Below are 24061 nucleotides of genomic sequence, written 5' to 3' on the forward strand. Positions count from 1 at the left end.
CATCCTTACGCCAGGGTGAGGAAGTCGACCATGAAGGTCCGGCTTTCTCCATCGGCAAAATCGAGCGTGATCTGGTCGCCGGCGACGGCAGTCACGACACCTTCGCCATACTTGGCCGAGCAGGCACGCGCGCCGACGGCAAACTTCGGCGCCGGTACCTCGGCCACTGGCTCGTGGTCGAACTCATCGTCACGAATTTCAATGCCTTCGGTCAGCGACAGCGCAGGGGGATTGAGGCAGTTGTCGCACTTGCAGCAGTTCTGGAAGCCGGCCACTTTGTCGTCGAAATAGTCGAGGATCAGCTTCCAGCGGCAGAAACCGCTGACGGCGTAGCTGACCATCTGTTCGAGCGCGTGCTTGTCGTGTTCCTGCTTCTGGACGTAGACGGCAGCGAGCTTGTCGAAGATGCCATGCTTCGGTTCGGCGCTGGCGGCAGTGTATTCGAGCTTGCGGTTCTGGCGAATCAGCTTGGCATCCTTGAGCAGCTTGATGCAGACCTTGATGCTCGAGTCAGCCAGGTCGGCCAGCGCTTCGTCCAGGCGCGCCGAAGTGACGGGACCGGTATCGCCCAGTCCACGCACGGTGCAATGCACGAGTTGCAGCTCCTGCGCGCACGGGTAGTGCTTCATCAGGAAGAACTGCTGCAGGCGCTTGTCGTCCCGCAGGTACAGCAGCGTGCAGGTGGCGTCCAGCCCGTCACGCCCGGCGCGGCCGGACTCCTGGTAATACGATTCGAGATTGGGCGGAATCTGCAGGTGGATCACGAAGCGCGTGTCGCACTTGTCGATGCCCATGCCGAACGCGTTGGTCGCGACCATCACGCGACGCTCGCCGTCCATGAACAGGTCCTGATTCTGCTTGCGCTCGGCGGCAGGCAGTTTGCCGTGGTAAATCGTGACCGACTCGCCCGCTTCTTCGAGCACGGCCAGCATGTCCTCTGCCGCCTTGACGGTGGCCGCGTAGACGATGCCGACGCCTTCGGACGCCTGCACCAGGCGCAGCGCAGCCTGGTATTTCTCGGCCACGCTCGTGACCTGCTGGACCGCATAGTGCAGGTTCGGGCGGTACACGCCGGTGTTGATGACATTGAGCTTGCGGCCCAGCTGCTTGTTGATGTCGGCGACCACTTCGTCAGTGGCAGTGGCCGTCAGTGCCAGCACTGGCGGGCGGCCGATCGCTTCGATGGCAGCGCCCAGACCGATATAGGCCGGGCGGAAATCGTGGCCCCACTGCGAGATGCAGTGCGCCTCGTCGATGACGACGATGTCGAGCTTGACCTTCTGCAGCGTCGCGATGAACTCGGGCGAGACCATGCGCTCTGGCGTGCAGAACACGATCTCGCAGGTTTCCTGCTCGATGGCCGCGATTGCCGCATGTTCTTCTTCGGCGTTCAGGCAGCTGTTGACCTGCACTGCGCGCACGCCGATTTCTTCGAGCTTCTCGAGCTGGTCCTTCATCAGCGAGATCAGCGGCGAGACGACGACCGTGATCCCTTCCAGCATCTTGGCCGGTATCTGGTAGCACAGCGATTTGCCGCCACCCGTGGGCATGATCGCCAGCGTGTCCTTGCCATCAAGGACGCTGTCGATCACGCGTTGCTGGCCGTCGCGCAGCTTGGCGATGCCGAAGACACCGTCGAGAAGGCGCTGGATGGAGTGGCGACGCACGGCCATGAGGCCGCGGTGCATGAGGGTGGGGTCGTGTCGTGTCATGGTGATATCGACTGTAGGTTGACCGCCCCGCCTCGACTATAGGACGCCACCTACTTTGGGCGTAGGAGCGCCACCTTCTGAAAATATTGTCGATTAGATCTCAATTGTGCGACACAAATTCTCAAGAAGGTTTAGTCCTACAGCACGACGGAGTATTTACCGATGCCCAGGGCGCAATTGGCGACTTAAGATGTGATCCACATTCACAGTACTGTCACCACCCAGGAGATTCACCATGCGCCGCCACCCAATGACCTGGACTGCTGTCCATCTGGCCCTCGCCAGCGCTGCCACCTGGTTCTTGCTGGAGTCGGGCGCCATCGCCTCGACGGTACTGTTCTCGCTGCACTAAATAAAAAAACGCCATCTTCCACTGGGAAGACGGCGTTCATTGTCATTGCGAGCAAGCCTTTCGGCTCGCTCCAACTTTTTTGCAGGGCAGGCCTCTCGGCCCGCCCTCACATCATGCAGCTTTCTGTTCGTCCTCTTCCAGTTCCACCGGCTGGCGGATCAGGTAATCAAACGCTGCCAGCGATGCTTTCGCACCCTCACCCACTGCAATCACGATCTGCTTGAACGGCACCGTAGTCACGTCGCCAGCGGCAAACACGCCTGGCATCGAGGTGTGGCCACGGGCATCGACTTCGATTTCGCCGTGCGCCGACAGATCGATCGAACCCTTCAGGAATTCCGAGTTCGGGATCAGGCCGATCTGCACGAACACGCCTTCCAGATCGATGCGGTGGATCGCGCCGGTGTTGCGATCCTTGTAGCTCAGGCCATTGACGATCTTGCCGTCACCGTGGATCTCGGTGGTCTGCGCCGACTTGATCACTTTCACGTTCGGCAGCGAGGTCAGCTTGCGCTGCAGGACCGCATCAGCGCGCAATTCATTACCGAATTCGATCAGCGTGACTTCCTTGACCAGACCAGCCAGGTCGATCGCCGCTTCCACGCCCGAGTTACCGCCACCGATCACCGACACGCGCTTGCCCTTGAACAGCGGACCGTCGCAGTGCGGGCAGTACGCCACGCCGTGGTTCTTGTACTCTTTTTCGCCCGGCACATTGATCTCGCGCCAGCGGGCGCCCGTCGCAATGATCACCGACTTCGATTTCAACACCGCACCGCTCTCGGTGTGCACTTCGATCAGGCTGCCGCCCACCACTTTGCTGGCGCGCTGCGTGTTCATGATGTCGACGTCGTAATCCTTGACGTGCTCTTCCAGCGCGACGGCGAATTTCGGGCCATCGGTCGCCTTCAGCGACACGTAGTTCTCGATCGCCAGCGTATCGAGCACCTGGCCGCCGAAACGGTCGGCCAGCACGCCGGTACGGATGCCTTTACGGGCGGCATAGATTGCCGCAGCCGCGCCGGCAGGGCCACCGCCAACGATCAGCACATCAAACGCTTCTTTCTCGCTCAGTGCCGCGGCTTTTTTCGCGCCGCCGCTCACGTCGATCTTCGAGAGGATCTCTTCGACGCTGGTGCGGCCCTGGCCGAAATGCTGGCCATTCAGGAACATCATCGGCACGGCAAGGATCTGCTTGCTCTCAACTTCCTGCTTGAAGACACCGCCATCGATCGTCACGACCTTGATGCGCGGGTTAATCACCGACATCGTGTTCAGTGCCTGCACGACTTCCGGGCAGTTGTGGCACGACAGCGAGATGTAGGTTTCAAAGACATAGTCACCATCCAGGGCAGCGATCTGGTCGATGACCGCCTGCTCCAGCTTGATGGTGTGGCCGCCCACGTGCAGCAGTGCCAGCACGAGGGAGGTAAATTCATGGCCCAGCGGGATGCCGGCGAAACGCACGCCGATATCGGTGCCGACGCGGTTGATCGCGAACGACGGGGTGCGCTCATTGGCTTCCTGGCGCACGGTGATCTTGTTGCTCAGCTCTGCGATTTCACGCAGCAGCTCGTCCATTTCGCGCGCTTTCGGCGAATCATCCAAGGATGCAACCAGCTCGATCGGCTGCACCACTTTTTCCAGATAGGCTTGCAACTGTTTCTTGAGGGTCGCGTCAAGCATGATGGTTTCCTTAAACTCTTTGAATCAATAAATGGAGGGCGGTAAAAGCACCGGGCCGCCGCAGCGGCCCGGTCAGGGGGCTACCAGACTACCGCGTTACTTAGATCTTGCCGACCAGGTCCAGCGATGGGGTCAGGGTCTCAGCGCCTTCGGTCCACTTGGCTGGGCAGACTTCGCCTGGGTGAGCAGCGACGTACTGGGCAGCTTTGACTTTGCGCATCAGTTCCGATGCATCGCGGCCGATGCCGTTGTCATGCACTTCCATGACCTTGATCTGACCTTCTGGATTGATGACGAAGGTACCGCGCAGTGCCATGCCTTCTTCTTCGATCATGACTTCAAAGTTGCGCGACAGGGTGCCGGTCGGGTCGCCGATCAGCGGGTAGTTCACTTTCTTGATCGCGTCCGAGGTGTCGTGCCATGCCTTGTGAGCGAAATGGCTGTCGGTCGAGACGCCGTACACGTTCACGCCCAGCTTTTCGAATTCAGGCTGGAACGAGGCCAGATCTTCCAGTTCAGTTGGGCAGACGAAGGTGAAGTCGGCCGGGTAGAACATCACCACCGACCAGGTACCCTTGAAGTTTTCTTCGGTCAGGTCGATGAATTTGCCATTCGCGTAGGCGGTGGCTTTGAACGGCTTGATCTGGGTGTTGATAAGGGACATGTAAGCTCCTGTTTTGTGGTTGATGAAACGTATGACAAGCAGTGTACCGCTCAGCTCGTCTTTTGGGAAATTGATTGATTGGATACTGTTGATTGATTTTGACTATGATGCAGACGGCAGCATGCCGGTTGGCCCACGGCTATGCCGTCAGGCACAAACCGGCACGGCGGTGCACGGCAGCATCAGGCTGAATGTCGAGCCTTCACCGGGGCTGCTCGTGACCCGCAGCTCGCCGCTGTGCGAGATCGCCAGCTGGCGCGAAATATACAGGCCCAGCCCCAGGCCCTTCGGCTCGCCATTGCGGGCGCCCCGCTCGTACGGCTCGAAGATGCGCTCGAGGTCGCCCGGTGCGATGCCCTTGCCGCCGTCGCGCACGTCGATGCGCACGCACTCCCCCATCTGCTCGACACTCACCTGCACCGGCTGGCCGCCGCCGTAGCGCAGCGCATTGGTCAGCAGGTTGACGATTACCTGCTCGACGCGGAACTCGTCCCAGCAGCCACTCACGGGATCGTGCGGCTGCAAGGTCAGCGAACTGCCCGTCGTGGCCGCCTGCAGCGACAGATCGCTGACGATCCGTTCCAGCAAACTCATCAACTGCACCTGCGTCGGGCGGATCGACAGCTTGCCGCTGCGCATGCGCGACACATCCAGCATGTCGTCAATCAGACGGATCATCGACTTGATCTGGCGCTCGTCGCGCTGGACCATCGCTTCCATCTGCTGCGGCGCGAACGCGGCCGCATTACCACGCTTGATCTGCAGGCTGCGCATCTGGGTTTCCAGGAACAGCGTATTGAGCGGCGTGCGCAGCTCATGGGCGACGAGCGACATGAATTCGTCGCGCATCTTGAGCGAGCGCTGCAGCTCCTGCTGGGTCTGGTTCAGCTCGCGCAGCAGCGTTTCCTGTTCCTGCCGGCTGCGCTCGAGCGCCAGCATCTGGCGCCGCGTTTCACGGCGTTGCTGGTCGAGCGCGACGAACACGGCGACCTTGCTGCGCACCGCGCCCGGATCGATCGGTTTATAGAGAAAATCGACCGCGCCGTTTTCATAGCCCTTGAAGGCGTAGTCGAGCTCGCGCCCGGCCGCCGAAACAAAGACGATCGGGATATGGCGCGTGCGCGACGTCGAGCGCATCACTTCGGCCAGTTCAAAGCCGTTCATGCCCGGCATCTGCACGTCGAGGATGGCCAGCGCGAATTCGTGCTCGAGCAGCAAGGCCAGCGCAGCGTCGCCGGAATTGGCCTGGTGAATCACGCGCTGGTCGTGGCGCAGCAGCGCCTCGAGGGCCTGCAGGTTCTCGGGCAAGTCGTCGACGATCAGGATTTTGCTTAATTCATGGGCGCTCATGGGGTCTCCAACAGGGGCAGCGCGGCGCGAATATCGGCCAGCGGCAACACCAGGTGTGGTGCGCAGCGCCGGATGGCTTCTCTCGGCATCGTACTGGCGTGCGCTTCTTCAGGATCCTGGACAATGGTCAGCCCGCCGTGTTCGCGGATACTGCACATCCCTTCGGCGCCATCAAAGTTGGCGCCGGTCAATAGTATACCTGTCATTGCCGGCCCATACACGCTGGCGGTCGATTCCATCAGGACATCGATCGACGGCCGGGCGTACTGGACAGGCGCTTCGCAGCTGAGCGAAAAACTGCGGTCCTGCTCGATCGACAGATGGTACCCCGAGCCGGCGAAATACACGACGCCCGGTTCGATCGGGGCCTTGTCGCGTGCTTCGCGCACCGGGAGCATCACGCGCGCATCGAACAGTTCGGCCAGCCGGCTTTCACGGTCGCCCGGCACATGCAGGATGCAGACCACGGCTGGCGTATAGCCTGGCTGCAGCGACGGCAGCAAGCTCAGCAGCGCATCCACGCCGCCGGCCGAGCCGCCAATCAACACCAGCTCGATGTGCCGCTTGCCCAGTGCCGCCGCCACCTGTTCGTTCAGGTTCATGGCACGGCCTTGCGATACACCCGCTCCCGCCGCGCCAGCGGCTCGAAGCGTCCGGCGTAGCTGGAAAAGTCGATGCTTTCCTTGCTGCCCAGGCCCAGAAAGCCCCGGTAGCACAGCGATTCATGGAACAGCCCGAACACGCGGTCCTGCAGCGTGCGGTTAAAGTAGATCAGCACATTACGGCAGCTGACGAAGTGCGTTTCCGAAAACACGGTGTCGGTCGACAGGCTGTGATCGGCAAAGGTTACGTTCTCGATCAGGCTGCGCTCGAACAGCGCGCCCCCATAGGCCGCCGTGTAATAGTCCGAGAACGCGGCCTTGCCGCCGGACTTCTGGTAATTCTCGGTGTACAGGCGCATGCGGTCGATCGGGTACACGCCGCGCCGGGCCGTTTCGAGCGACTTCGGATTGATGTCGGTCGCGTAAATGATGCTGCGCTCCAGCAGCCCTTCTTCTTTCAGCAGGATCGCCAGCGAATAGACTTCTTCGCCCGTGCTGCAGCCGGCCACCCAGATCTTGAGCGACGGGTAGGTCTTGAGGAACGGCGCCACCTGCTCGCGCACGGCCCTGAAGTACTCCGGGTCGCGGAACATTTCGGTGACGGGAATCGTCAGGTATTGCAGCAGCTGGGCAAAGCCGTTCGGATCGTGCAGCACGCGCGATTGCAGCTCCGAGACGGTATTGCACCCCATCTCGCGCATGGCCACCAGCACGCGGCGCTTTTGCGAGGCGCCGGTGTAGTCGCGGAAGTCATAGTTGTATTTCAGGTAGACGGCTTCGACGAGCATCCGCAGCTCGATGTCGAAGTCGCTCGGCGTATGGCTCAAATGCGCTCCAGGGTCGGCATCCAGACCCGCAACAGGGAATACAGGCGGGACAGGTCAATCGGCTTGGCCAGGTAATCGTTGGCGCCGGCGGCCAGGCATTGTTCCTGGTCGTCCTTCATCGCCTTGGCCGTGATGGCGATGATCGGGAGGCGGTCGAAGCGGCCGTCGGCGCGAATGCGGCGCGTCGCTTCCATGCCGTCCATCCCGGGCATCATGATGTCCATCAGCACCAGGTCGATGCCCGGCACTTCATCGAGTTTTGCGATCGCTTCAAAGCCATTGCGGCCCACTTCGACCTTCGCGCCGCGCTGCTCGAGCGCCGCGGTCAGTGCGAACACATTACGCACGTCGTCGTCCACCAGCAGGATCGTGCGGCCTTCAAACACGCGATCGCGCCCGCGCACGGCCTTGAGCATGCTCTGGCGCTCGGTCGACAGTTCTGATTCGACCTTGTGCAGGAACAGCGTGACTTCGTCGAGCAGGCGCTCGGGCGAACGGGCGCCCTTGATGATGATCGAGCGCGAGTAGCGCAGCAGCTGCGCTTCTTCGTCGCGGGTCAGGTTGCGACCCGTGTAGACAATCACGGGCGGGAACGAGCACAGCTCTTCATGCGACATGCGCTCGAGCAGCTCGCCACCCTGCATGTCGGGCAGCTTCAGGTCGATGACCATGCAGTCAAAGATCTCGGCGCGCAGCAGATTGAGCGCTTCGTTGGCCGTGCCCACCGCCGAGATCTGCACGTCGTCGTCGGCGATCAGCGCCACGACGCTTTCGCGCTGGCGTTCGTCGTCCTCGACCAGTAGCACGCGCTTGATCTTCTGCGCCGACTTCTCTTGCAGCTTGCGGAACACTTCTTCGAGTTCTTCGCGGCTTGCAGGCTTGAGCGCATAACCGATCGCGCCCAGGTGCAGCGCCTCGCCGCCGTTCTCGATGCTGGAAATGATGTGCACCGGGATGTGGCGCGTGGCCGGGTTGTCCTTCAGTTGCTGCAGCACGGTCAGGCCCGATCGGTCGGGCAGGCGCACGTCGAGCAGCACGGCGTCGGGCCGCTGGCTGATGGCCAGCGCCAGGCCTTCTTCAGCGCTCATCGCCACCAGGCAGCGGTAATCGAGCTCGCGCGCCAGGTCGTACAGGATGCGCGCGAACGCCATCTCGTCCTCGACCACCAGCACGCTTCGGCGGCCATCGGCCGGACGCTCGCGGTCATCCGGGAAGCTTTCGTAGTGGTCGGTCACGACCGGCGCGGGCGCCGGTGCAGGCACCGGGGCAGGCGCGGCCGCGCGGACGACCGGGGCCGGCGCGTAGTGCGGCTGCGTGCTGGTCACCACAGGCGCCGACATCGACGAGGCCGAAGGGATCGGTGAATCCGGCAAGCCACGCGGCAGCGTCAGCGTAAACACACTGCCCTCGTTCGGCGCGCTCGAGACGGAAATGCCGCCGCCGAGCAGGCGCGTGAGGTCGCGCGAAATCGACAGGCCCAGGCCCGTGCCGCCGAAGCGTCGGCTGGTGGTGCCATCGGCCTGGTGGAAGGCGTCGAAAATCTTGTCCTGCTGGTCGGGCGCGATGCCGATGCCGCTGTCCTGCACGCGGAACGCGACGGCGCCATCGGTGGTGGTAAGCACCGACAACGTGACGGCGCCGGCATCGGTGAACTTGACGGCGTTGGAGAGCAGGTTCTTGAGGATCTGCTCCATGCGCTGGCGGTCGGTGTTGATCGCTGCCGGCACGTCGGGCGCCACGTCGATGCGGAACTCGAGCGACTTCTGGCGCGCGAGCGGCTCGAACGTGCGCGCCAGGCCTTCGACGACGCGCCGCACGGGCACGTCTTCGGGCACCAGTTCGAGCTTGCCCGCTTCGACCTTCGAGATATCGAGAATGTCGTTGATCAGGTGCAGCAGGTCATTGCCGGCCGAATAGATGGTTTGTGCGAAGCGCACCTGCTCGTCGCTCAGGTTGCCCGGCGTATTGTCGGACAGCAGCTTGGCCAGAATCAGCGAGCTGTTCAGTGGCGTGCGCAGTTCGTGCGACATATTGGCCAGGAACTCGGACTTGTAGCGGCTGGCGCTTTCCAGTTCTACGGCGCGCTGCTGCAACTGCTCCTGCGCCGACTGCAGCGCCGAATTCTTCATGTCCAGGCTCAAGGCCTGTTCGGCCAGCTGGTCGTTGGTGGTGCGTAGCTCGGCCTGCTGATTTTCGAGCGCTGACTGCGATTCTTCGAGGGCGCGCGACTGCTCTTCGAGCTCTTCGTTGGCGGTGCGCAGCTCTTCCTGCTGGACTTGCAGTTCTTCGTTGAGGGTCTGGCTTTCTTCGAGCGAATCCTGCAGGCGCTGACGGTACAGTACGGCGGCCATCGCCGCCCCCACCGCCTGCGCGATGAAGCCGAGGAATTCGCGGTCGCGTAGCTCCACCGGGCGCAGGAAGGCGATTTCGAACACGCCCTTGACCTTGCCGTGGTTGTAGAACGGCGCGATGATCAGCGCGCGCGGCTGGGTCTCGCCCAGGCTCGAGCCGACCTTCATGTAACCGGGCGGCAGTTCGTCCAGCACCATCAGGCGGTTTTCCTGCGCCGCCTGGCTGGCCAGCGACGCGCCGGGCTGGATGAATTCGGCGCGTTCGGACGGGGTGTGGTTGAAGCCATACGCGCCAATGCGGCGCAGGACGCCGTCTTCGCTGCGCACGTACATGGCGCCCACGACGCCGTCGAGATACTTGACGACGTACGGCAGCACCGCATCGGCCAGCGGCTCGAGGTGGTGGATGCCGGCGCTGCGCACGGTCAGTTCGTTCTGACCGGTGCGCAGCCACTCCTGGTGGCGCAGTTTCTCATTGTGCTCGGCTTCGTGGCCCAGCACTTCGTTATAGGTATTGGACAGGGTCATCAACTGGCGCCGGCCAAAGATGGCCAGACCGCCGCCCACCAGCGCCGAGAGCAGCAGGAACAGCGCCACCGACCAGAAGGTCGTGCTGCGCGCGTTGTCGCTGCGCTCCTGCAGCAGCCGGGCCTCCGCCGCCAGCACCAGGTCGAAGTTGCGGCGCATCTCGTCGGTGAGCAAGCGGCCGCGGCCGCTTCTGACTGCATCGATGTAGTTCAGGTCATTGGCCCGGCGCCGCGCGATCATCTCGTCGGCAAACGCTTCCCATTGCTTCTGGACCTGCGCAATGCGCGTGATGCGCTCGGCCTGCGCGCCATTGTCCTTGACCAGTTCACCCAGCGTATCGAGGCTGCTGCCCATCCGCTGCGCCGACAACAGGTAGGGCGTCAGGAACTCTTCGTCGCCCGCCAGCAGGTAGCCGCGCATGCCGGCTTCCATTTCCGCCGACAGCTTGCGGATCTCGTGCGCATTGCCGATCACCTTCTGGGAATGCTCGACCCAGGTCAGATTATTGATCAGGTAGGCGATGATGCCAACGAACACGACCGCACTGACAATGCTCATGCCTAAGGGCAGCGCGACATTGCGGGAAAGGATGCGGCGAAACGCACTGTTGTCGATGGTTGGACCGGGCATGCCTGTTGTTCTGTTAGAAAAAAAATATCCCAAGTGTAACGCAAATGTCAAATCGCGCCCACACGAAATGCGCACGGCCGTGCCAAAGCGCGACCGTGCGTAACACCCGCAATCTTAGCAAAATGCATACGCGCCGGGCGCACCGCTACGCGTGCTACCTGGCCTCGCCCAGATGCGGCTTCAGGTACTGCGCGGTGCGGCTTTTCTTGTTGCGCGCGACATCCTGCGGCGGTCCGGCGACCACGATGTTGCCGCCAAGATCGCCCGCACCGGGGCCGACATCGATCACCCAGTCGCTGCCGGCGACCACGCGCATCGTGTGTTCGACCACGATTACCGTGTTGCCGGCATCGACGAGCCGGTTCAGCTGCACCATCAGGCGGTCGGCATCGACCGGATGCAGGCCGGTGGTCGGCTCGTCCAGCACATACAGCGCATTGCCGCGCGTGGCGCGCTGCAACTCGGACGCCAGCTTGATGCGCTGCGCCTCGCCGCCCGACAGCTCGGTGGCCGGCTGGCCCAGGCGCAGGTAATCCAATCCCACTTCGTTCAGCACTTCCAGAGAGCGCTCGACCAGCGCTTCATCCTTGAAGAAGGTGATCGCCTCGCCCACCGTCATGCCCAGGACCTCGGCGATGTTCTTGCCGCGGTAGGTCACTTCGAGCGTCTGCGCGTTGTAGCGCGCGCCGTCGCAGGTCGGGCATGGCGCGTACACGCTTGGCAGGAACAGCAGCTCGACCATCACGAAGCCTTCGCCAGCGCAGTGCTCGCAGCGGCCCTTGGCGACGTTGAACGAGAAGCGGCCGGCGTCGAAACGGCGCTTTTTCGCATCCGGCGTGGCCGCAAACAGTTTGCGCACCTGGTCGAACAGGCCAGTATAGGTGGCCAGGTTCGAGCGCGGCGTGCGCCCGATCGGCTTCTGGTCGACCCGCACCAGGCGCCGCACGCCCTCCATGCCAGCCACGATGCGCCCTTCCAGCGGCAAGGCTTCGTCGCGTTCCAGGTCCGGTTCATCGGACTGCTCTTCGGCCACCGCACTGCCCTGCCCCAGGGCTGCGCTGACCAGTTCGACCAGCACCTGGCTGACGAGGCTCGATTTACCGGAGCCAGACACGCCCGTGACGCTCGTCAGCACGCCGAGCGGGAACGCGACGGCGAGATCCTGCAGATTGTTGCGGCGTACTCCCTCGAGCTTGAGCCAGCCGGTCGGTTCGCGCGGCGTGCGCGGGCCCAAGGCTGCTTCGCCAAACAGGTAGCGCCGCGTTTGCGATGCTTCCACGTCGCGCAAGCCTTCCGGCACGCCGCTGTACAGCACCTGACCACCACGCTCGCCGGCCAATGGTCCGACGTCGACGATCCAGTCCGCCTGGCGAATCACGTCCAGCGCATGCTCAACGACGAACAGCGAATTGCCGGCGGCTTTCAATTGCGCCAGCGCGTCGAGCAGCGCTTCGGCATCGGCCGGATGCAGGCCGGCCGACGGTTCATCGAGCACGTAGACGACGCCGAACAGGCTGGAACGTACTTGCGTGGCCAGGCGCAGGCGCTGCAGTTCGCCCGGCGACAGGCTCGGCGTGCTGCGGTCGAGCGCCAGGTAGCCGAGACCCAGCGCCAGCAGCACCTCGATGCGCGCCGACAGGTCGTCGGCAATGCGTCGGCGCACGATCAGCTGCTCGGCGTGCAAGCCTTTCTCGACCTTGCTCGTCGCGCGGGTGTACGGCGCCAGCAGTTCGGCCAGGCGCGCCAGTGGCAGGCGCGAGAGTTCGGCGATGTCCATGCCGGCAAACGTCACCGACAGCGACTCGCGCCGCAGGCGCTTGCCTTCGCACTCCGGACACGCGGTGCTGACCATATAGCGCGCCACGCGCTTTTTCATCGACGCGCTTTCGGTATTGGCAAAGGTCTGCATCACGTAGCGGCGCACGCCGGTGAACGTGCCCTGGTAGCTGGGCGTGTCCTTGCGCTTGAGCGCGGCGCGGGTTTCTGCAGGCGTGAGGCCGCCGTACACAGGCACGCTCGGGCTTTCTTCGGTATACAGAATCCAGTCGCGGTCTTTCTTCGGCAGGTCGCGCCACGGGGTGTCGACGTCGTAACCCAGCGTCACCAGAATGTCGCGCAGGTTCTGGCCGTGCCAGGCCGGCGGCCAGGCGGCAATCGCCCGTTCGCGAATGGTCAGGCTATCGTCCGGGACCATGGATTGCTCGGTCACCTCGAACACGCGCCCCATGCCCGAACAGCGCGGGCACGCGCCCTGCGGCGTATTCGGCGAAAAGGATTCGGCGTACAGCAGCTCTTGCCCGGCCGGATAATCGCCGGCGCGCGAATACAGCATGCGCAGCGAATTGGACAACGTGCTGACGCTGCCGACCGACGAGCGGGCCGTGGGCGTACCGCGCTGCTGCTGCAGGGCGACGGCTGGCGGCAAGCCTTCGATCGTATCGACCTCGGGCACCGGCATCTGGTGGAACAGGCGCCGTGCATAGGGCGAGACCGATTCGAGGTAGCGGCGCTGCGCCTCGGCGTACAGCGTGCCAAAAGCAAGCGACGATTTACCTGAGCCCGACACGCCAGTAAATACGACGAGTTGTCCGCGCGGGATGTCGAGGCTGACGTTTTTCAGATTGTGTTCGCGGGCGCCGCGGACATGGACGAAGCCGTCTTCGGCAGCGTTCTGGGGGGTGGTTTTCTTGCTGGGCATCTGCCCTCCGGCGTGAATAGCGATCACGCATTGAACGACGGCACGCAGACGGTGTCGGTGCGCTTGTCAACAATTGACGGGCGAATGGCGCGCGATCAGGCCCGTGGCGGCGTGCGCACAGTCGGAAACAGCCGGTGCGCCGCACGCGCGCCGGTGTCTTTCAGCCGCTGCAGGCGCGTCGGCGGCGTCAGCCGGTCCAGTCGCCGGGCAAAATGACTGATCCCGGGCAGTTCCACACCGAACAGTTGCTGGCGCTGCGGGGACGCGGCGAACTGCGTCAGATTGGCCGGCGCCGCATTCCTATGCGACTTCATCCAGAAATGTCCGTAGGTATAGATCAGAGACGTACGTACATGCGGGGACCGGTTGTCCTCGGCCATGTGGAGCACGTGCGTGTTGAACAGCACGGCGTCGCCAGCGCGGGGCACAATCCGGGCAACGGCGGCCGATCCGGACAGTGTCGCCCGGTGCGGATTGACGTGGTGCGGGGGAAAGTGCTGGCTGCCGGGGATGAATGCCAGGCAGCCCTGGTCGGGCGTCAAGTCCTCGAAAAACACATGCAGCTTGACCAGCAAATTCGGTGTGTGGGCATGATTCACGCCGAGCACATTGGCCAGATCGGAGTGAAACGGGCTGGTGAAGGTCGGCCCCGGATAGAACAGCCGCGCACTGGTTTCGTTGAGCGCCAGGTCTTCCCCCACGGTCATGCGCAGCAGCGGCAGCAAGGCCGGCAGATCTACCAGATCGACAAAGACCGGATCGGCATCGAGAATGCCCGGCAGGTCGACAAAACGGGCGCCGTCAGCGCGCTGTTGTTCGATGAATGCGCTGCTGCGCTCGCGCGCACCGGCGAACGCACCGCGCACGCGTTCGGTCATCGACGGCTCGAGAAGACCGGGCAGATGAACGAAGCCCTGCGTGTCGAATTGCAGTTTTAAATCAAGAAGATGGTCAGCGCTATACATGGGTCTGGTGTGAAGAAGGAAGCGGCCGTCGGTGCCGGCCATACAGGGTGTCGTACTGCGTCACCATCGTATCGACGCAAAAATGTGCCTGGACACGCGCGCGGCCCGCCGCGCCATGGCGCCCGGCGAGTGCCGGATCGGCGATATAGGCGCCGATGGCGCCCGCGAGCGAGTGCAGATCGGCCGGATCGGACAACAGGCCGGTCTGCCCGTCCAGCACCAGTTGCGGCACCCCGCCGACCCTGCTTGCGACCACCGGCAACCCGGTCGCCATCGCCTCCATGATCGTCACCGGCGTGCCTTCGGACAGCGAAGGCAGCACGAACACGGAAAAGCTGCGCATGATCTGCGCCACATCGTCGCGTGCGCCGGGCAGCCAGACCTGGTGCCCCCACGCCTCGCGGGCGACGCGTTCGCGCAGGGCCGGGAGCAGCGGGCCATCGCCGACGATGGCCAGGCGCAGGTCGGCCTGTTGCATCGGGAACGCGGCCAGCAGCAAGGCAAAAGCATCGAGCAAACCGTTATGGTTTTTGATGCGGTCAATCCGGCCAACCGTGCCGACCCAGATCGTTGCGAGCGCGCCTGGGTGAACTGCTTGCGCCGGGCCAGGCGTGAAGTGCGTCGTGTCCACGCCATTGGCGATCATGCGGATCTTGTGCTGCGGCACACCGACGGTATGACGCAGCCAGGCGCCCAGGTCGGCCGACACCGGGACGAATGCGTCGACGAACGGCGCGAGCAGCCGCCGGAGCATGTTGTACTTGCGATGCCTGCCGCTCATTTCAATGCTGTCGCGGCCGTGCTCGGCGTGGATGCGAAGCGGCACGCCGGCCAGCCAGGCGGTCAGGCCATACTCGATCGTGCTGATGTTGTAAGTGTGCAGGACGGCGGGACGCAGCCGGCGCAGCAGCGTCCACAGTGCCCGGTGCGACGGGAAGCTCTGCCCCGGCTGCTTGTCGAGCGTATGGAACTGGACGTCCGGCCTGTGCACGAGGTTGGCATAGGCCGTATGGCCTGCCAGGCAAATCACCGCGTGCCGGTAGTGCTGCGCCGGCATGCGGTTGATGCATTGCGCCAGCAGCGTCTGCAGCCCGCCGACCTCGAAGCGGTACAGCACATGGACGACGAGCGGGACCGTTGAATCGACGTCAGTGCAGGTCACGAATGGCATCCGTTTTGCAGGCCGCCGGACGCGTCTGCGGCAATGGGCGCATGGCCGCATTGTGGAACAAACGGATCTGGCCGCGCGTCGTCTCGCCCCAGCCGAAGTCTTGCGCATAGGCGCGCGTGGCCGCATGGTCCGGGTAATTGGCGCGCAAGCGTCGTACGCCATCGGCCACGCCCTGCGCTGTCAGCGTGTCCATCAGCACGCCGGCCGCCGGCGCGCGTACGGCCTCCGGCGTACCCCAGACATTGCTGGCGACCACAGGGGTACCGCACGCCATGGCTTCAAGCAGGACGTTGGCCCATCCTTCGCGGCTCGACGCCAGGACGAGCGCGTCCGCCGCACCGTAATACTGGCGCAGGACATCCTGGGTCAATGGCCCGAGAAAAGTAACCTGCTGCGCAACGCCAACCGCCCTCGCGAGCGCTTCCAGCCTGCCCCGCTCTGGCCCGCTGCCAGCGATCATCAGGCGCACGCCGGCCAGTTGCGGCAGCGCCTGAATGACGAGGTCATGCCCCTTGCGGGGATCGAGGTAACCGACCGACAGCAGGGTGAAGCCTTCCATGCCCAGGTCCCGGCGTGTTTCTTCGCGGCTGACGGGCTTGAACAACTGCAGGTCGACGCCGTTGCGCAAGGTCGTGATGCGCCGGCCATCGGCACCGCACCTGATCATCTCGGCTCTGAGCGCTTCACAGACGGTGATAACCTCTGCCGCCTGCGCGGCCGCCCATAGGATCATGCGCCGGGGGATGGGATAACGGAGAATCAGATTGATGTCGGTGCCCAGCGCCGAGATGACGACCGGCTTGTTGAAATACTTGCCGAGCAACGCAGCGGCGACACCGTCAGGATAAAAATAGTGGGCATCGATGACATCGAAGTCATACCCTTCGTCGAGCATACGGCCGATGACGCCTTCGGCCGCGCAGGCAAGGCTCATCGGCGCAAGATGCATGCCGATCTTGGGCAGCACGGCGAAGCGCGGGTGGTGCACGTCCACGCCAATGCGCGTTTCGGTCTTCGGCGCCCTGGCCAGCACGCTGTAGCCGCCAAACACATCGCTGCTGAACGGAAACCAGGGAACCGGCGCCACGACCTTCGCGGTGATCTGTCCCGTCTCGAGCTGATGCCGTAACGTCGTTTCGGTAAAAATCCCGTGGTGTGGCTTGGCTGCGTTGGGAAACAGTGTGCTGAAGGTCAGGATTTTCATGATCACGGATTCGGCACCAGCGCAGGACAGCTGATGCAACGGCAATCACGAATCTTCTCACCCGCTCAGGATTGTTTCAATAATTATATTTACTTTTTATAAATTTTTTAAAGTAACTATCCATGCACGTGGGATGGATGCGACAACAGGGTTTCCAGCGCTGCACACAAACCATCGATTCCAGGCCCTTGCGCCTGAGACATTGCAATCTCGGCGCACCGCCGGGTGTACTCTGCATCGTTGATCAGTGTCGAGAGTGCATCTGCCATCCGGCGTGCTGTCACCTTCGTCGCATGCAGGCTCACGCCCGCCCCCAGCGCCACTACCCGCGCCGCGTTATCGAACTGATCGTGCGCGAGCGGCACCACCAGTTGTGGCGTGCCGGCGCGCAGCGCTTCGGCCGTCGTCCCGATGCCGCCGTGGTGCACCAGCGCCGCGACATGCGGCAGCAAGGCCTTGAGCGGCACATAGTCTTGCCAGCAAATGGATGGTGGCAGCGCGCCGGGCAGCTGCTCACGGTGCGGCGTCAGGAAAATCGCCCGCAGGCCCAGCTGCGCGACCGCTTGCGCCGCGGCTTCGAAATAGCGCCCCGCCTGCCGGTTGCCGGTGCCTGGCGTGAACACGACCGGCGGCGCGCCGGCGGCGAGAAATGCCCGCAGCGTGGCGCTCGGCGCAGCGTCGGGGTCGGGATCGTAGAGGGGAAAGCCGGCCTGAACCAGCGGATGCGGCCAGTCCGGCACGGGCGCGGCAAACCAGTCGGGAAACAGCGCCAGCGACAGGTTGGGAATGGTCTGGATGTAGTCGATCAGGCTGCGCACGCGGGGCAATCCCCGCTCATCACGCGCCGCGTTCAGGCCGGGCAAGGCGACCGGATCGATGAAGCGTGCAGCGAGCGTGCGCCATAACCAGCGACGCACGCCATGCGGCACCCAGGTCGGCACGGGCCAAGGCCCCAGCAGCAGCGGATCATGCACGGTAGGAAGGTTTGACGGCGCCAGCCAGGTCGCTGCAATGCGCAGGCCAGGCCGGTTGTGACGGCACAGGTCAGCTTCGGGCAGAGCCAGCGGGTGAACGAGCAGCAAGGTGTCTTTGCCGCTGTCGAGCGCCGCCACCATGGCAGGCAATTGCGCCATCGCCGGCCGCGTTGCGTCCCACACCACGGCCAGGCCACGGGTGGGATGCCACAGGTCGGGATGGTCGAGCACGGCCGGATCGGCCGGCAACCCGTGAAAGGTCAGGCCAGCCGCATCGACGTACAGCGCATGCAACTCGGGGCCGAGAAAATCGACGCGGTGCCCGCGCTCGCGCAGGGCCCGCCCGATCCACAGGAACGGGAACAGGTCCCCGGCCGAGCCCATCGTCACCAGGATTACATGCATGGGCCCGCCCTTCCTGAAATTAGAAGGTCAGCGTGCCTTCAATGGAATCGTCCAGCGTCTTGCCGAGCACGGCGCCGATCGCCATTTTTGCACCGGCGACGATACCGCCGTGCTTGTTGTCCCAATAATAACCGGACTTCGGGGTCACCTTGATCACGATGATGCGCGGGTCGTCCTCGCCTTCGGTGAACCAGGTTTTCAGCAGCGGCTCCCACAGTTGCTTGATGCGCGCCTTGTCCTGCGAGACTTCGGCGTGGCCGTCGAGTTCGAGAAATGCGGCGTTTTCGCCTGACTGGAAGAACAGTTTGACGGTCGGATTGGCTTGCAGTTCCTGGTTCGTGTGGCTGTCGATCGCGCCCAGGTACCAGATGGCGCCGTTGTCGTCGGTCTCGCGCACACTCATCGGGCGCACGCCGCGGCTGTCGCCGGTGCCGCCGCCGGTAATGAAGAAGCCGGTCTCGGCATCGTCAATGATGTCCTTGATGCGTTCAATGGCTTCAGCGCCTGCCAGATCGCGGCGGTTTTCTTCGGGCTGGTTGCGGTTAATGGAATCCATAGTCGTCTCCTGTTAGCGAAGGCCGTGTGGCCGATGAGACAACTGTAACGTCATCTGCACTGGCGGTATGTTGGGCGACGAACGGATGGAGCCACATGTCCCCGCTGACGGGTCAAAGCGGGGACGCCCTTTGGATCACAGGAAACGGTCGAGAATCTTGCGGCTGTGCTTGTCGATCTTGAACATGTCGCGCACCAAAAAGTTGATGCCGTGGCTGTCGGCCACCAGCAGCGACGCTTCGCCGATGCGGCGGATATCCTCGTCGAGCTTGAGCACGAACTCGGTGTCGCCACGGTCAGTCGTCACATACCACGTGCACGGCGTGGCAAAGCTCGACACATCCTTGATATTGATGATCTCGGGAATGAACTCGCGTCCGCCGATTTCGTCACTGATGAGCGTACGGATATCCTCGGGCATGGTGGCCAGGTCGTCGATCCAGGCGACCTCTTTGCCGCCGTCGCGCACGAGCGAAATGCCCTTGGTCGGCGCCTGGATCGGGAAGGCACGCACGGGCGTGATGCCCACGTATTCTTCGCCAGTCTCGAGGGTGATCACCAGCTTGCCGAAAGAGTCGCGCCGCAGCTGGAACGGGGTTGTCGAAACAGTACTCATCATGCGTCCTTGTCGTCCAGGTCCTGGTCCACGTTGCGCGCTTGCGCTTCGTACAGGCGGTGATAGGCGCCTTCGCGCGCCATCAGGTCATCGTGGCTGCCCTCTTCCACCACCACGCCGCGGTCGAGCACGATCAGGCGGTCGGCGCGGTGCAGCGTCGACAGGCGGTGGGCAATGGCAATGGTCGTGCGGCCTTGCACCAGATTGTCGAGCGCTTTCTGGATTTCCTTCTCGGTCTCCGAGTCCACCGACGAGGTGGCCTCGTCCATGATCAGGATCGGCGGATCGATCAGCAGTGCGCGCGCAATCGAAATGCGCTGGCGCTCACCGCCCGACAGGCCCTGGCCGCGCTCGCCGACCATCGAATCGTAGCCCTGCGGCAGGCGCAGGATGAATTCGTGCGCATGCGCGGCCCTGGCCGAGGCGATGATGTCTTCGCGCGATGCATCCGGTTTGCCATACGCAATGTTCTCGGCAATGGTGCCGAAGAACAGGAACGGTTCCTGCAGCACCAGGCCGATATTGCGGCGGTAATCGGCGACGGCAAACGAGCGGATGTCCTTGCCGTCGAGCAGAATCGCGCCTTCGGACACGTCGTAGAAGCGGCAGATCAGATTGACCAGCGTGCTCTTGCCTGAGCCGCTGTGGCCAACCAGGCCCACCATCTCGCCAGCCTTGATGTTCAGCGAAATGCCGCGATTGACCGCGCGGTTGCCATAGCGGAAACCGACTTCGCGCAGCTCGATATTGCCTTCGACCTTGGTGACCTGCACCGGGTTGACCGGATCGGGCACGCTCGAGACGTGATCGAGGATGTCGAAGATGCGCTTGGCGGCCGAGGCCGATTTTTGCGTGACCGACACGATGCGGCTCATCGAATCGAGACGCACATAGAAGCGGCCGCTGTAGGCGATGAATGCGGTCAGCGTACCGACCGTGATGTCGCCGCGCGAGACTTGCCAGATGCCGAAGCACCAGATCACCAGCAGGCCCAGCTCGGTCAGGAACGACACGCTCGGCGAAAACAGCGACCACACGCGGTTGAGCTTATCGTTGACGTTCAGGTTGTGGCGATTGGCTTCGCGGAAACGGGCCGCTTCGCGCTTTTCCTGTGCAAATGCTTTCACGACGCGGATACCCGGAATCGTGTCAGCCAGCACATTGGTCACTTCGCCCCACACGCGGTCGATCTTTTCAAAGCCGGTACGCAGTTTGTCGCGCACCAGATGGATCATCCAGGCGATGAATGGCAGCGGCGCAAGCGTCACGAGGGCCAGCCACGGATTGATCGAAAACAGGATCACGCCCGTCATGATGATCATCAGGACGTCGGACAGGAAATCCAGCAGGTGCAGCGACAGGAACACGCAGATGCGGTCGGAGCCACTGCCGATGCGCGCCATCAGGTCGCCCGTGCGCTTGCCGCCGAAAAATTCGAGCGACAGGCGCATCAGGTGTTCGTAGGTAGTCGAGCGCAGGTCGGCGCCGATGCGCTCGGACGCCAGCGCCAGCACATAAGTCTTGGCCCAGCCCAGCGCCCAGGCCAGCACGGCCGAGGCCAGCAAGCCGCCCATATACATATACACGAGGCTCGTGTCGATCTGCTGCCCGTTCTGGTACGGAATCAGCACGTTGTCCATCAGCGGCATCGTCAGGTACGGCGGAATCATGTGCGCGCCGGTCGAGCCCAGCATCAGCAGGAAGCCCAGGAACAGCTGCCCTTGATACGGCTTGGCGAAGCGCCACAGGCGAAACAGCGTCCACGTCGACGGCGGCGTGTGCAGGACTTTTTCGCAGATCGGGCAATCGTCCTGGTCGGCATCAAGAGGCGCCTTGCAACTTGGACAAGTGTGCTGCTCGGGCGACTGGATGGCCACGCCCGTCAGCGCGCTTTCCATCTGATCCTGGAACTGGTCGGCCACGCGCACGGCATGCAGGTTCTGGCCCAGCGTGAAGCGCCAGCTTGCCAGAAGCCCGTGTGCATCGGTCAGTTCGAGATGCCCGACGCCCGCGTGGTCGTGATGGCGCAGCGCGAGTCCTTCGCGGTACGGCCAGTCGCGCCATGCCGTTTCGCCCGGCGCGCGGGCCAGCAGACGCCGGTCGGTAACGAGAACTAATCCTTTTGAGAAATGTAATTTCGCATCGAGGTCAACCTCCACGCTGCTTAAAACGTTTTCCCCTGGTGCAAGCTGTTTCGCAACATCATTTTGCCAGTGATCAGGCAAGAAATTAGCGGCTACTGCCAGCGAAGACGGACTGGCAAATTGTTGTGTTGTCATGGTTTGCGCCCGAAACGGGCTTTAATTCGGCAAAGATTCGGTATGGGTAAAGCGTGTGGCTATTGTTTTTATGCCAAGCAGCAAACGCTCTACAGAGCGCTAGAACGTTTTTGGGCAGCGTTTGGATGACACGAAATGTGTTTTGGTGAAAATATTGCGGCTAAGTAAAAGCCGCAACTGGATCAGATCAGCGCGTGATGTGCGCTGCGATTGGCGGCCTTTCGCTAACGTAGTGACACCTCAGGCATACAAGGATAAGTCGCCGGTGTGGGAGTAGCGCCAGGTGACCAACGTATTTACATGACGAAAAAGAACGACATCAAATTCCTGCGCATCAATTATCTGGCGGGACCAAACATCTGGACCTATCGTCCCGTGATCGAGGCCTGGCTCGACATCGGCGAACTGGAAGACTATCCCTCGAATCTGCTCCCCGGGTTCACGACGCGCCTGACCACCTGGCTGCCGGGCCTGGTCGAGCACCACTGCGGCGTCGGCTACCACGGCGGCTTCATCGAGCGCCTGAACGAAGGCACCTGGGCCGGCCACATCCTCGAACACGTCGTGCTCGAAGTGCAGAGCCTGGCCGGCATGAAGACCGGCTTCGGCAAGACCCGCTCCACCGGCGAACATGGCGTCTACAAGATGGCCTTCCGCACGCGCGACAACGTCGTCGGCCGCGCCGCGCTCGACGTCAGCCATCGCCTGCTGATGGCCGCCATCAACGACGAGCCGTTCGATCTGCCCACCGCCATTGCGCGCCTGACCGACATGGTCGACCGCCTGTGCCTGGGCCCGTCGACCGCGCACATCGTGGACGCCGCCACCGACCGCCGCATCCCGTCGATCCGCCTGACCGACGGCAATCTGGTGCAACTGGGTTACGGCGCCGCGCAGCGCCGCATCTGGACCGCCGAGACCGACCGCACCAGCGCGATTGCCGAAGGCATCGCCAGCGACAAGGACATGACCAAGAACCTGCTCGCCTCGTGCGGCGTCCCAGTGCCCGAAGGCGCCATCGCGCGCAGCGCCGACGCGGCCTGGGAAGAAGCGGCCGACATCGGCCTGCCCGTGGTCGTCAAGCCGATCGACGCCAATCACGGCCGCGGCGTGTCGCTGAACCTGAATACCGAAGCCGAAGTGCGCGCCGCTTACGTGATCGCATCCGAAGAAGGCGACAGCCGCTCGGTGCTGGTCGAACGCTTCATCACGGGCAGCGAACACCGCCTGCTGGTCGTCGGCCGCAAGGTCGTCGCCGTCGCGCGCGGCGAATCGCTGTGGGTGACGGGCGACGGCCGCCAGAACGTGGCCGAGCTGTGCGACAGCCAGATCAATATCGACCCGCGCCGCGGCGAAAGCGAAGAATTCCCGCTCAGCCCCGTCGAGCCGCGCAAGAGTGAAGAAAACCAGTTGCAGCTCAAGCGCCAGGGCCTCACGCCCGACACGGTGCCGCCTGCCGGCCAGAAGGTGCTGATCCAGATGAACGGCAACGTCGCCGACGACGTCACCGACCAGCTCCACCCGGAGGTCGCGCATGCCGCAGCGCTGGCCGCGCGCATTGTCGGCCTGGACATCGCCGGCATCGACCTGGTGTGCGAAGACATCAGCCGCCCGCTGGCGGAGCAGCGCGGCGCGATCATTGAAGTCAATGCCAGCCCGGGCCTGCTGGCCCACACCAAGCCGGCCAGCGGCACCGCCCGCAACGTCGGCAAGGACATCATCGAGCACCTGTTCGCGCCAAACGACACAGCGCGCATCCCGGTGGTGGGCGTCACCGGCTCTCTCGGCTGCAGCCTGATCACGCGCCTGATCGGCTGCCTGGTCAACATCACCGGCAAAGAGGTCGGCGTGGCCAACGGCGAAGGCCTGTACCTGAATGCGCGCGTGATCTCGAACCGCGACAGTACGGGCGTCGAAGCCGGCCAGCGCATCCTGATCAACCGTAACGTGCAGACGGCGGTGTTCGAATCGAACGCCCGCTCGATCCTGCAGGACGGCTTGCCGTACGACCGCTGCACCGTGGGCGTCGTGACCGACATGGCGGGTCTGGCCGACCTGGCAGAATTCCATATCCACGACGACGACGCCCTGCGCAACGTGATCCGCACCCAGGTCGACGTGATCCTGCCGGACGGCGTGGCCGTGCTCAACGCCGCCAACGAGCAGGTCGCGGCGCTGGCCGAATTGTGCGATGGCGGCGTGATCTTCTACGCCTTCGACGAACATCATGCGGTGCTGGCGGCGCACCGCGCGGCCGGCGAGCGCATCGTGTTCGTCCGTGACGGTCGCATCATGCTGGCCGAAGGCGACACCGAGACGCGCCTGAACACGCTGGACACGATGAAGCTGTCCACCGTGAAGTACCCCGAAAACGTGCTGGCGGCAGTGGCGGCGGCGTGGGCGCTTGGCGTGCCGAGCGACCTGCTGTGCGGCGGCCTGCGCGCCTTCGACGCGACACCAAAACAAACGACACATTGAATGACACTGCCCGG

At 63.4% G+C, this 24061-nt stretch carries 16 protein-coding genes; 1 reads left to right on the top strand and 15 read right to left on the bottom strand.

The features are described from left to right. Nucleotides 1-5: 5 nt before the first annotated feature. From NX775_RS06015 to NX775_RS06085, 15 genes are all read right to left on the bottom strand, one after another. On the bottom strand, nucleotides 6-1712 hold the full coding sequence (locus NX775_RS06015; RefSeq protein WP_258835173.1) for a RecQ family ATP-dependent DNA helicase: 1707 nt from the start codon (nucleotides 1710-1712) through the stop codon (nucleotides 6-8). Between the two features lie 463 nt (nucleotides 1713-2175). After that, nucleotides 2176-3750: an alkyl hydroperoxide reductase subunit F gene (gene ahpF / locus NX775_RS06020; RefSeq protein WP_258835174.1), complete on the bottom strand. Its 1575-nt coding sequence runs from the start codon at nucleotides 3748-3750 to the stop codon at nucleotides 2176-2178. Nucleotides 3751-3850: 100 nt separating this feature from the next. Beyond that, nucleotides 3851-4414: an alkyl hydroperoxide reductase subunit C gene (ahpC, locus tag NX775_RS06025; protein ID WP_258835175.1), complete on the bottom strand. Its 564-nt coding sequence runs from the start codon at nucleotides 4412-4414 to the stop codon at nucleotides 3851-3853. Between the two features lie 147 nt (nucleotides 4415-4561). Beyond that, on the bottom strand, nucleotides 4562-5764 hold the full coding sequence (locus NX775_RS06030) for a hybrid sensor histidine kinase/response regulator (protein WP_258835176.1): 1203 nt from the start codon (nucleotides 5762-5764) through the stop codon (nucleotides 4562-4564). Beyond that, entirely contained in the window at nucleotides 5761-6366 is a 606-nt protein-coding gene (locus NX775_RS06035) for a chemotaxis protein CheB (RefSeq protein WP_258835177.1), read from the bottom strand. Before NX775_RS06035 ends, NX775_RS06030 begins: the two co-directional genes overlap by 4 nt. Further along, nucleotides 6363-7154 carry a CheR family methyltransferase gene (locus NX775_RS06040; RefSeq protein WP_258835977.1) on the bottom strand — a complete coding sequence of 264 codons (792 nt, stop codon included), beginning with the start codon at nucleotides 7152-7154 and terminating at the stop codon, nucleotides 6363-6365. The genes NX775_RS06035 and NX775_RS06040 overlap by 4 nt, the downstream gene beginning before the upstream one ends. A 35-nt stretch (nucleotides 7155-7189) precedes the next feature. After that, nucleotides 7190-10702 carry a response regulator gene (locus NX775_RS06045; protein ID WP_258835178.1) on the bottom strand — a complete coding sequence of 1171 codons (3513 nt, stop codon included), beginning with the start codon at nucleotides 10700-10702 and terminating at the stop codon, nucleotides 7190-7192. A gap of 154 nt (nucleotides 10703-10856) precedes the next feature. Beyond that, nucleotides 10857-13400, bottom strand: a complete 2544-nt coding sequence (uvrA, locus tag NX775_RS06050) for an excinuclease ABC subunit UvrA (RefSeq protein WP_258835179.1) — start codon at nucleotides 13398-13400, stop codon at nucleotides 10857-10859. 95 nt (nucleotides 13401-13495) lie between these two features. After that, nucleotides 13496-14407, bottom strand: coding sequence for a phytanoyl-CoA dioxygenase family protein (locus NX775_RS06055; protein WP_258835180.1), 912 nt, complete (start codon nucleotides 14405-14407; stop codon nucleotides 13496-13498). Continuing rightward, complete coding sequence (locus tag NX775_RS06060; RefSeq protein ID WP_258835181.1) at nucleotides 14358-15527, bottom strand: TIGR03088 family PEP-CTERM/XrtA system glycosyltransferase; 1170 nt, start codon at nucleotides 15525-15527, stop codon at nucleotides 14358-14360. Before NX775_RS06060 ends, NX775_RS06055 begins: the two co-directional genes overlap by 50 nt. After that, nucleotides 15514-16740 (bottom strand): glycosyltransferase family 4 protein, encoded by a 1227-nt coding sequence (locus NX775_RS06065; protein WP_258835182.1) that lies wholly within the window; start codon nucleotides 16738-16740, stop codon nucleotides 15514-15516. The genes NX775_RS06060 and NX775_RS06065 overlap by 14 nt, the downstream gene beginning before the upstream one ends. A 116-nt stretch (nucleotides 16741-16856) precedes the next feature. After that, on the bottom strand, nucleotides 16857-18119 hold the full coding sequence (locus tag NX775_RS06070) for a glycosyltransferase (protein WP_258835183.1): 1263 nt from the start codon (nucleotides 18117-18119) through the stop codon (nucleotides 16857-16859). Nucleotides 18120-18138: 19 nt separating this feature from the next. Beyond that, nucleotides 18139-18675 (bottom strand): pyridoxamine 5'-phosphate oxidase family protein, encoded by a 537-nt coding sequence (locus NX775_RS06075; RefSeq protein ID WP_183555553.1) that lies wholly within the window; start codon nucleotides 18673-18675, stop codon nucleotides 18139-18141. Between the two features lie 135 nt (nucleotides 18676-18810). Then, complete coding sequence (locus NX775_RS06080; protein WP_370660561.1) at nucleotides 18811-19293, bottom strand: cyanophycin metabolism-associated DUF1854 family protein; 483 nt, start codon at nucleotides 19291-19293, stop codon at nucleotides 18811-18813. Next, nucleotides 19290-21569 carry a cyanophycin metabolism-associated ABC transporter gene (locus NX775_RS06085; RefSeq protein WP_258835184.1) on the bottom strand — a complete coding sequence of 760 codons (2280 nt, stop codon included), beginning with the start codon at nucleotides 21567-21569 and terminating at the stop codon, nucleotides 19290-19292. Before NX775_RS06085 ends, NX775_RS06080 begins: the two co-directional genes overlap by 4 nt. Before the next feature lie 300 nt (nucleotides 21570-21869). On the opposite strand from NX775_RS06085, the gene NX775_RS06090 reads away from it, so the two are divergent. Beyond that, nucleotides 21870-24047, top strand: a complete 2178-nt coding sequence (locus NX775_RS06090) for a cyanophycin synthetase (protein WP_258835185.1) — start codon at nucleotides 21870-21872, stop codon at nucleotides 24045-24047. Nucleotides 24048-24061 lie beyond the last annotated feature (14 nt).

The organism is Massilia aurea (genome assembly GCF_024753205.1).
Classification (GTDB): Bacteria; Pseudomonadota; Gammaproteobacteria; order Burkholderiales; family Burkholderiaceae_D; genus Telluria; species Telluria aurea.

What these genes read in the sequence shown, in the direction of transcription:
- NX775_RS06065 (WP_258835182.1), bottom strand. Translation starts at nt 16,740, where the DNA reads ATGAAAATCCTGACCTTCAGCACACTGTTTCCCAACGCAGCCAAGCCA.
- NX775_RS06030 (WP_258835176.1), bottom strand. Translation starts at nt 5,764, where the DNA reads ATGAGCGCCCATGAATTAAGCAAAATCCTGATCGTCGACGACTTGCCC.
- NX775_RS06085 (WP_258835184.1), bottom strand. Translation starts at nt 21,569, where the DNA reads ATGACAACACAACAATTTGCCAGTCCGTCTTCGCTGGCAGTAGCCGCT.
- NX775_RS06080 (WP_370660561.1), bottom strand. Translation starts at nt 19,293, where the DNA reads ATGATGAGTACTGTTTCGACAACCCCGTTCCAGCTGCGGCGCGACTCT.
- uvrA (WP_258835179.1), bottom strand. Translation starts at nt 13,400, where the DNA reads ATGCCCAGCAAGAAAACCACCCCCCAGAACGCTGCCGAAGACGGCTTC.
- NX775_RS06070 (WP_258835183.1), bottom strand. Translation starts at nt 18,119, where the DNA reads ATGCATGTAATCCTGGTGACGATGGGCTCGGCCGGGGACCTGTTCCCG.
- NX775_RS06075 (WP_183555553.1), bottom strand. Translation starts at nt 18,675, where the DNA reads ATGGATTCCATTAACCGCAACCAGCCCGAAGAAAACCGCCGCGATCTG.
- NX775_RS06035 (WP_258835177.1), bottom strand. Translation starts at nt 6,366, where the DNA reads ATGAACCTGAACGAACAGGTGGCGGCGGCACTGGGCAAGCGGCACATC.
- NX775_RS06015 (WP_258835173.1), bottom strand. Translation starts at nt 1,712, where the DNA reads ATGACACGACACGACCCCACCCTCATGCACCGCGGCCTCATGGCCGTG.
- NX775_RS06040 (WP_258835977.1), bottom strand. Translation starts at nt 7,154, where the DNA reads ATGCTCGTCGAAGCCGTCTACCTGAAATACAACTATGACTTCCGCGAC.
- NX775_RS06055 (WP_258835180.1), bottom strand. Translation starts at nt 14,407, where the DNA reads ATGGCCGGCACCGACGGCCGCTTCCTTCTTCACACCAGACCCATGTAT.
- ahpF (WP_258835174.1), bottom strand. Translation starts at nt 3,750, where the DNA reads ATGCTTGACGCGACCCTCAAGAAACAGTTGCAAGCCTATCTGGAAAAA.
- NX775_RS06090 (WP_258835185.1), top strand. Translation starts at nt 21,870, where the DNA reads ATGACGAAAAAGAACGACATCAAATTCCTGCGCATCAATTATCTGGCG.
- ahpC (WP_258835175.1), bottom strand. Translation starts at nt 4,414, where the DNA reads ATGTCCCTTATCAACACCCAGATCAAGCCGTTCAAAGCCACCGCCTAC.
- NX775_RS06045 (WP_258835178.1), bottom strand. Translation starts at nt 10,702, where the DNA reads ATGCCCGGTCCAACCATCGACAACAGTGCGTTTCGCCGCATCCTTTCC.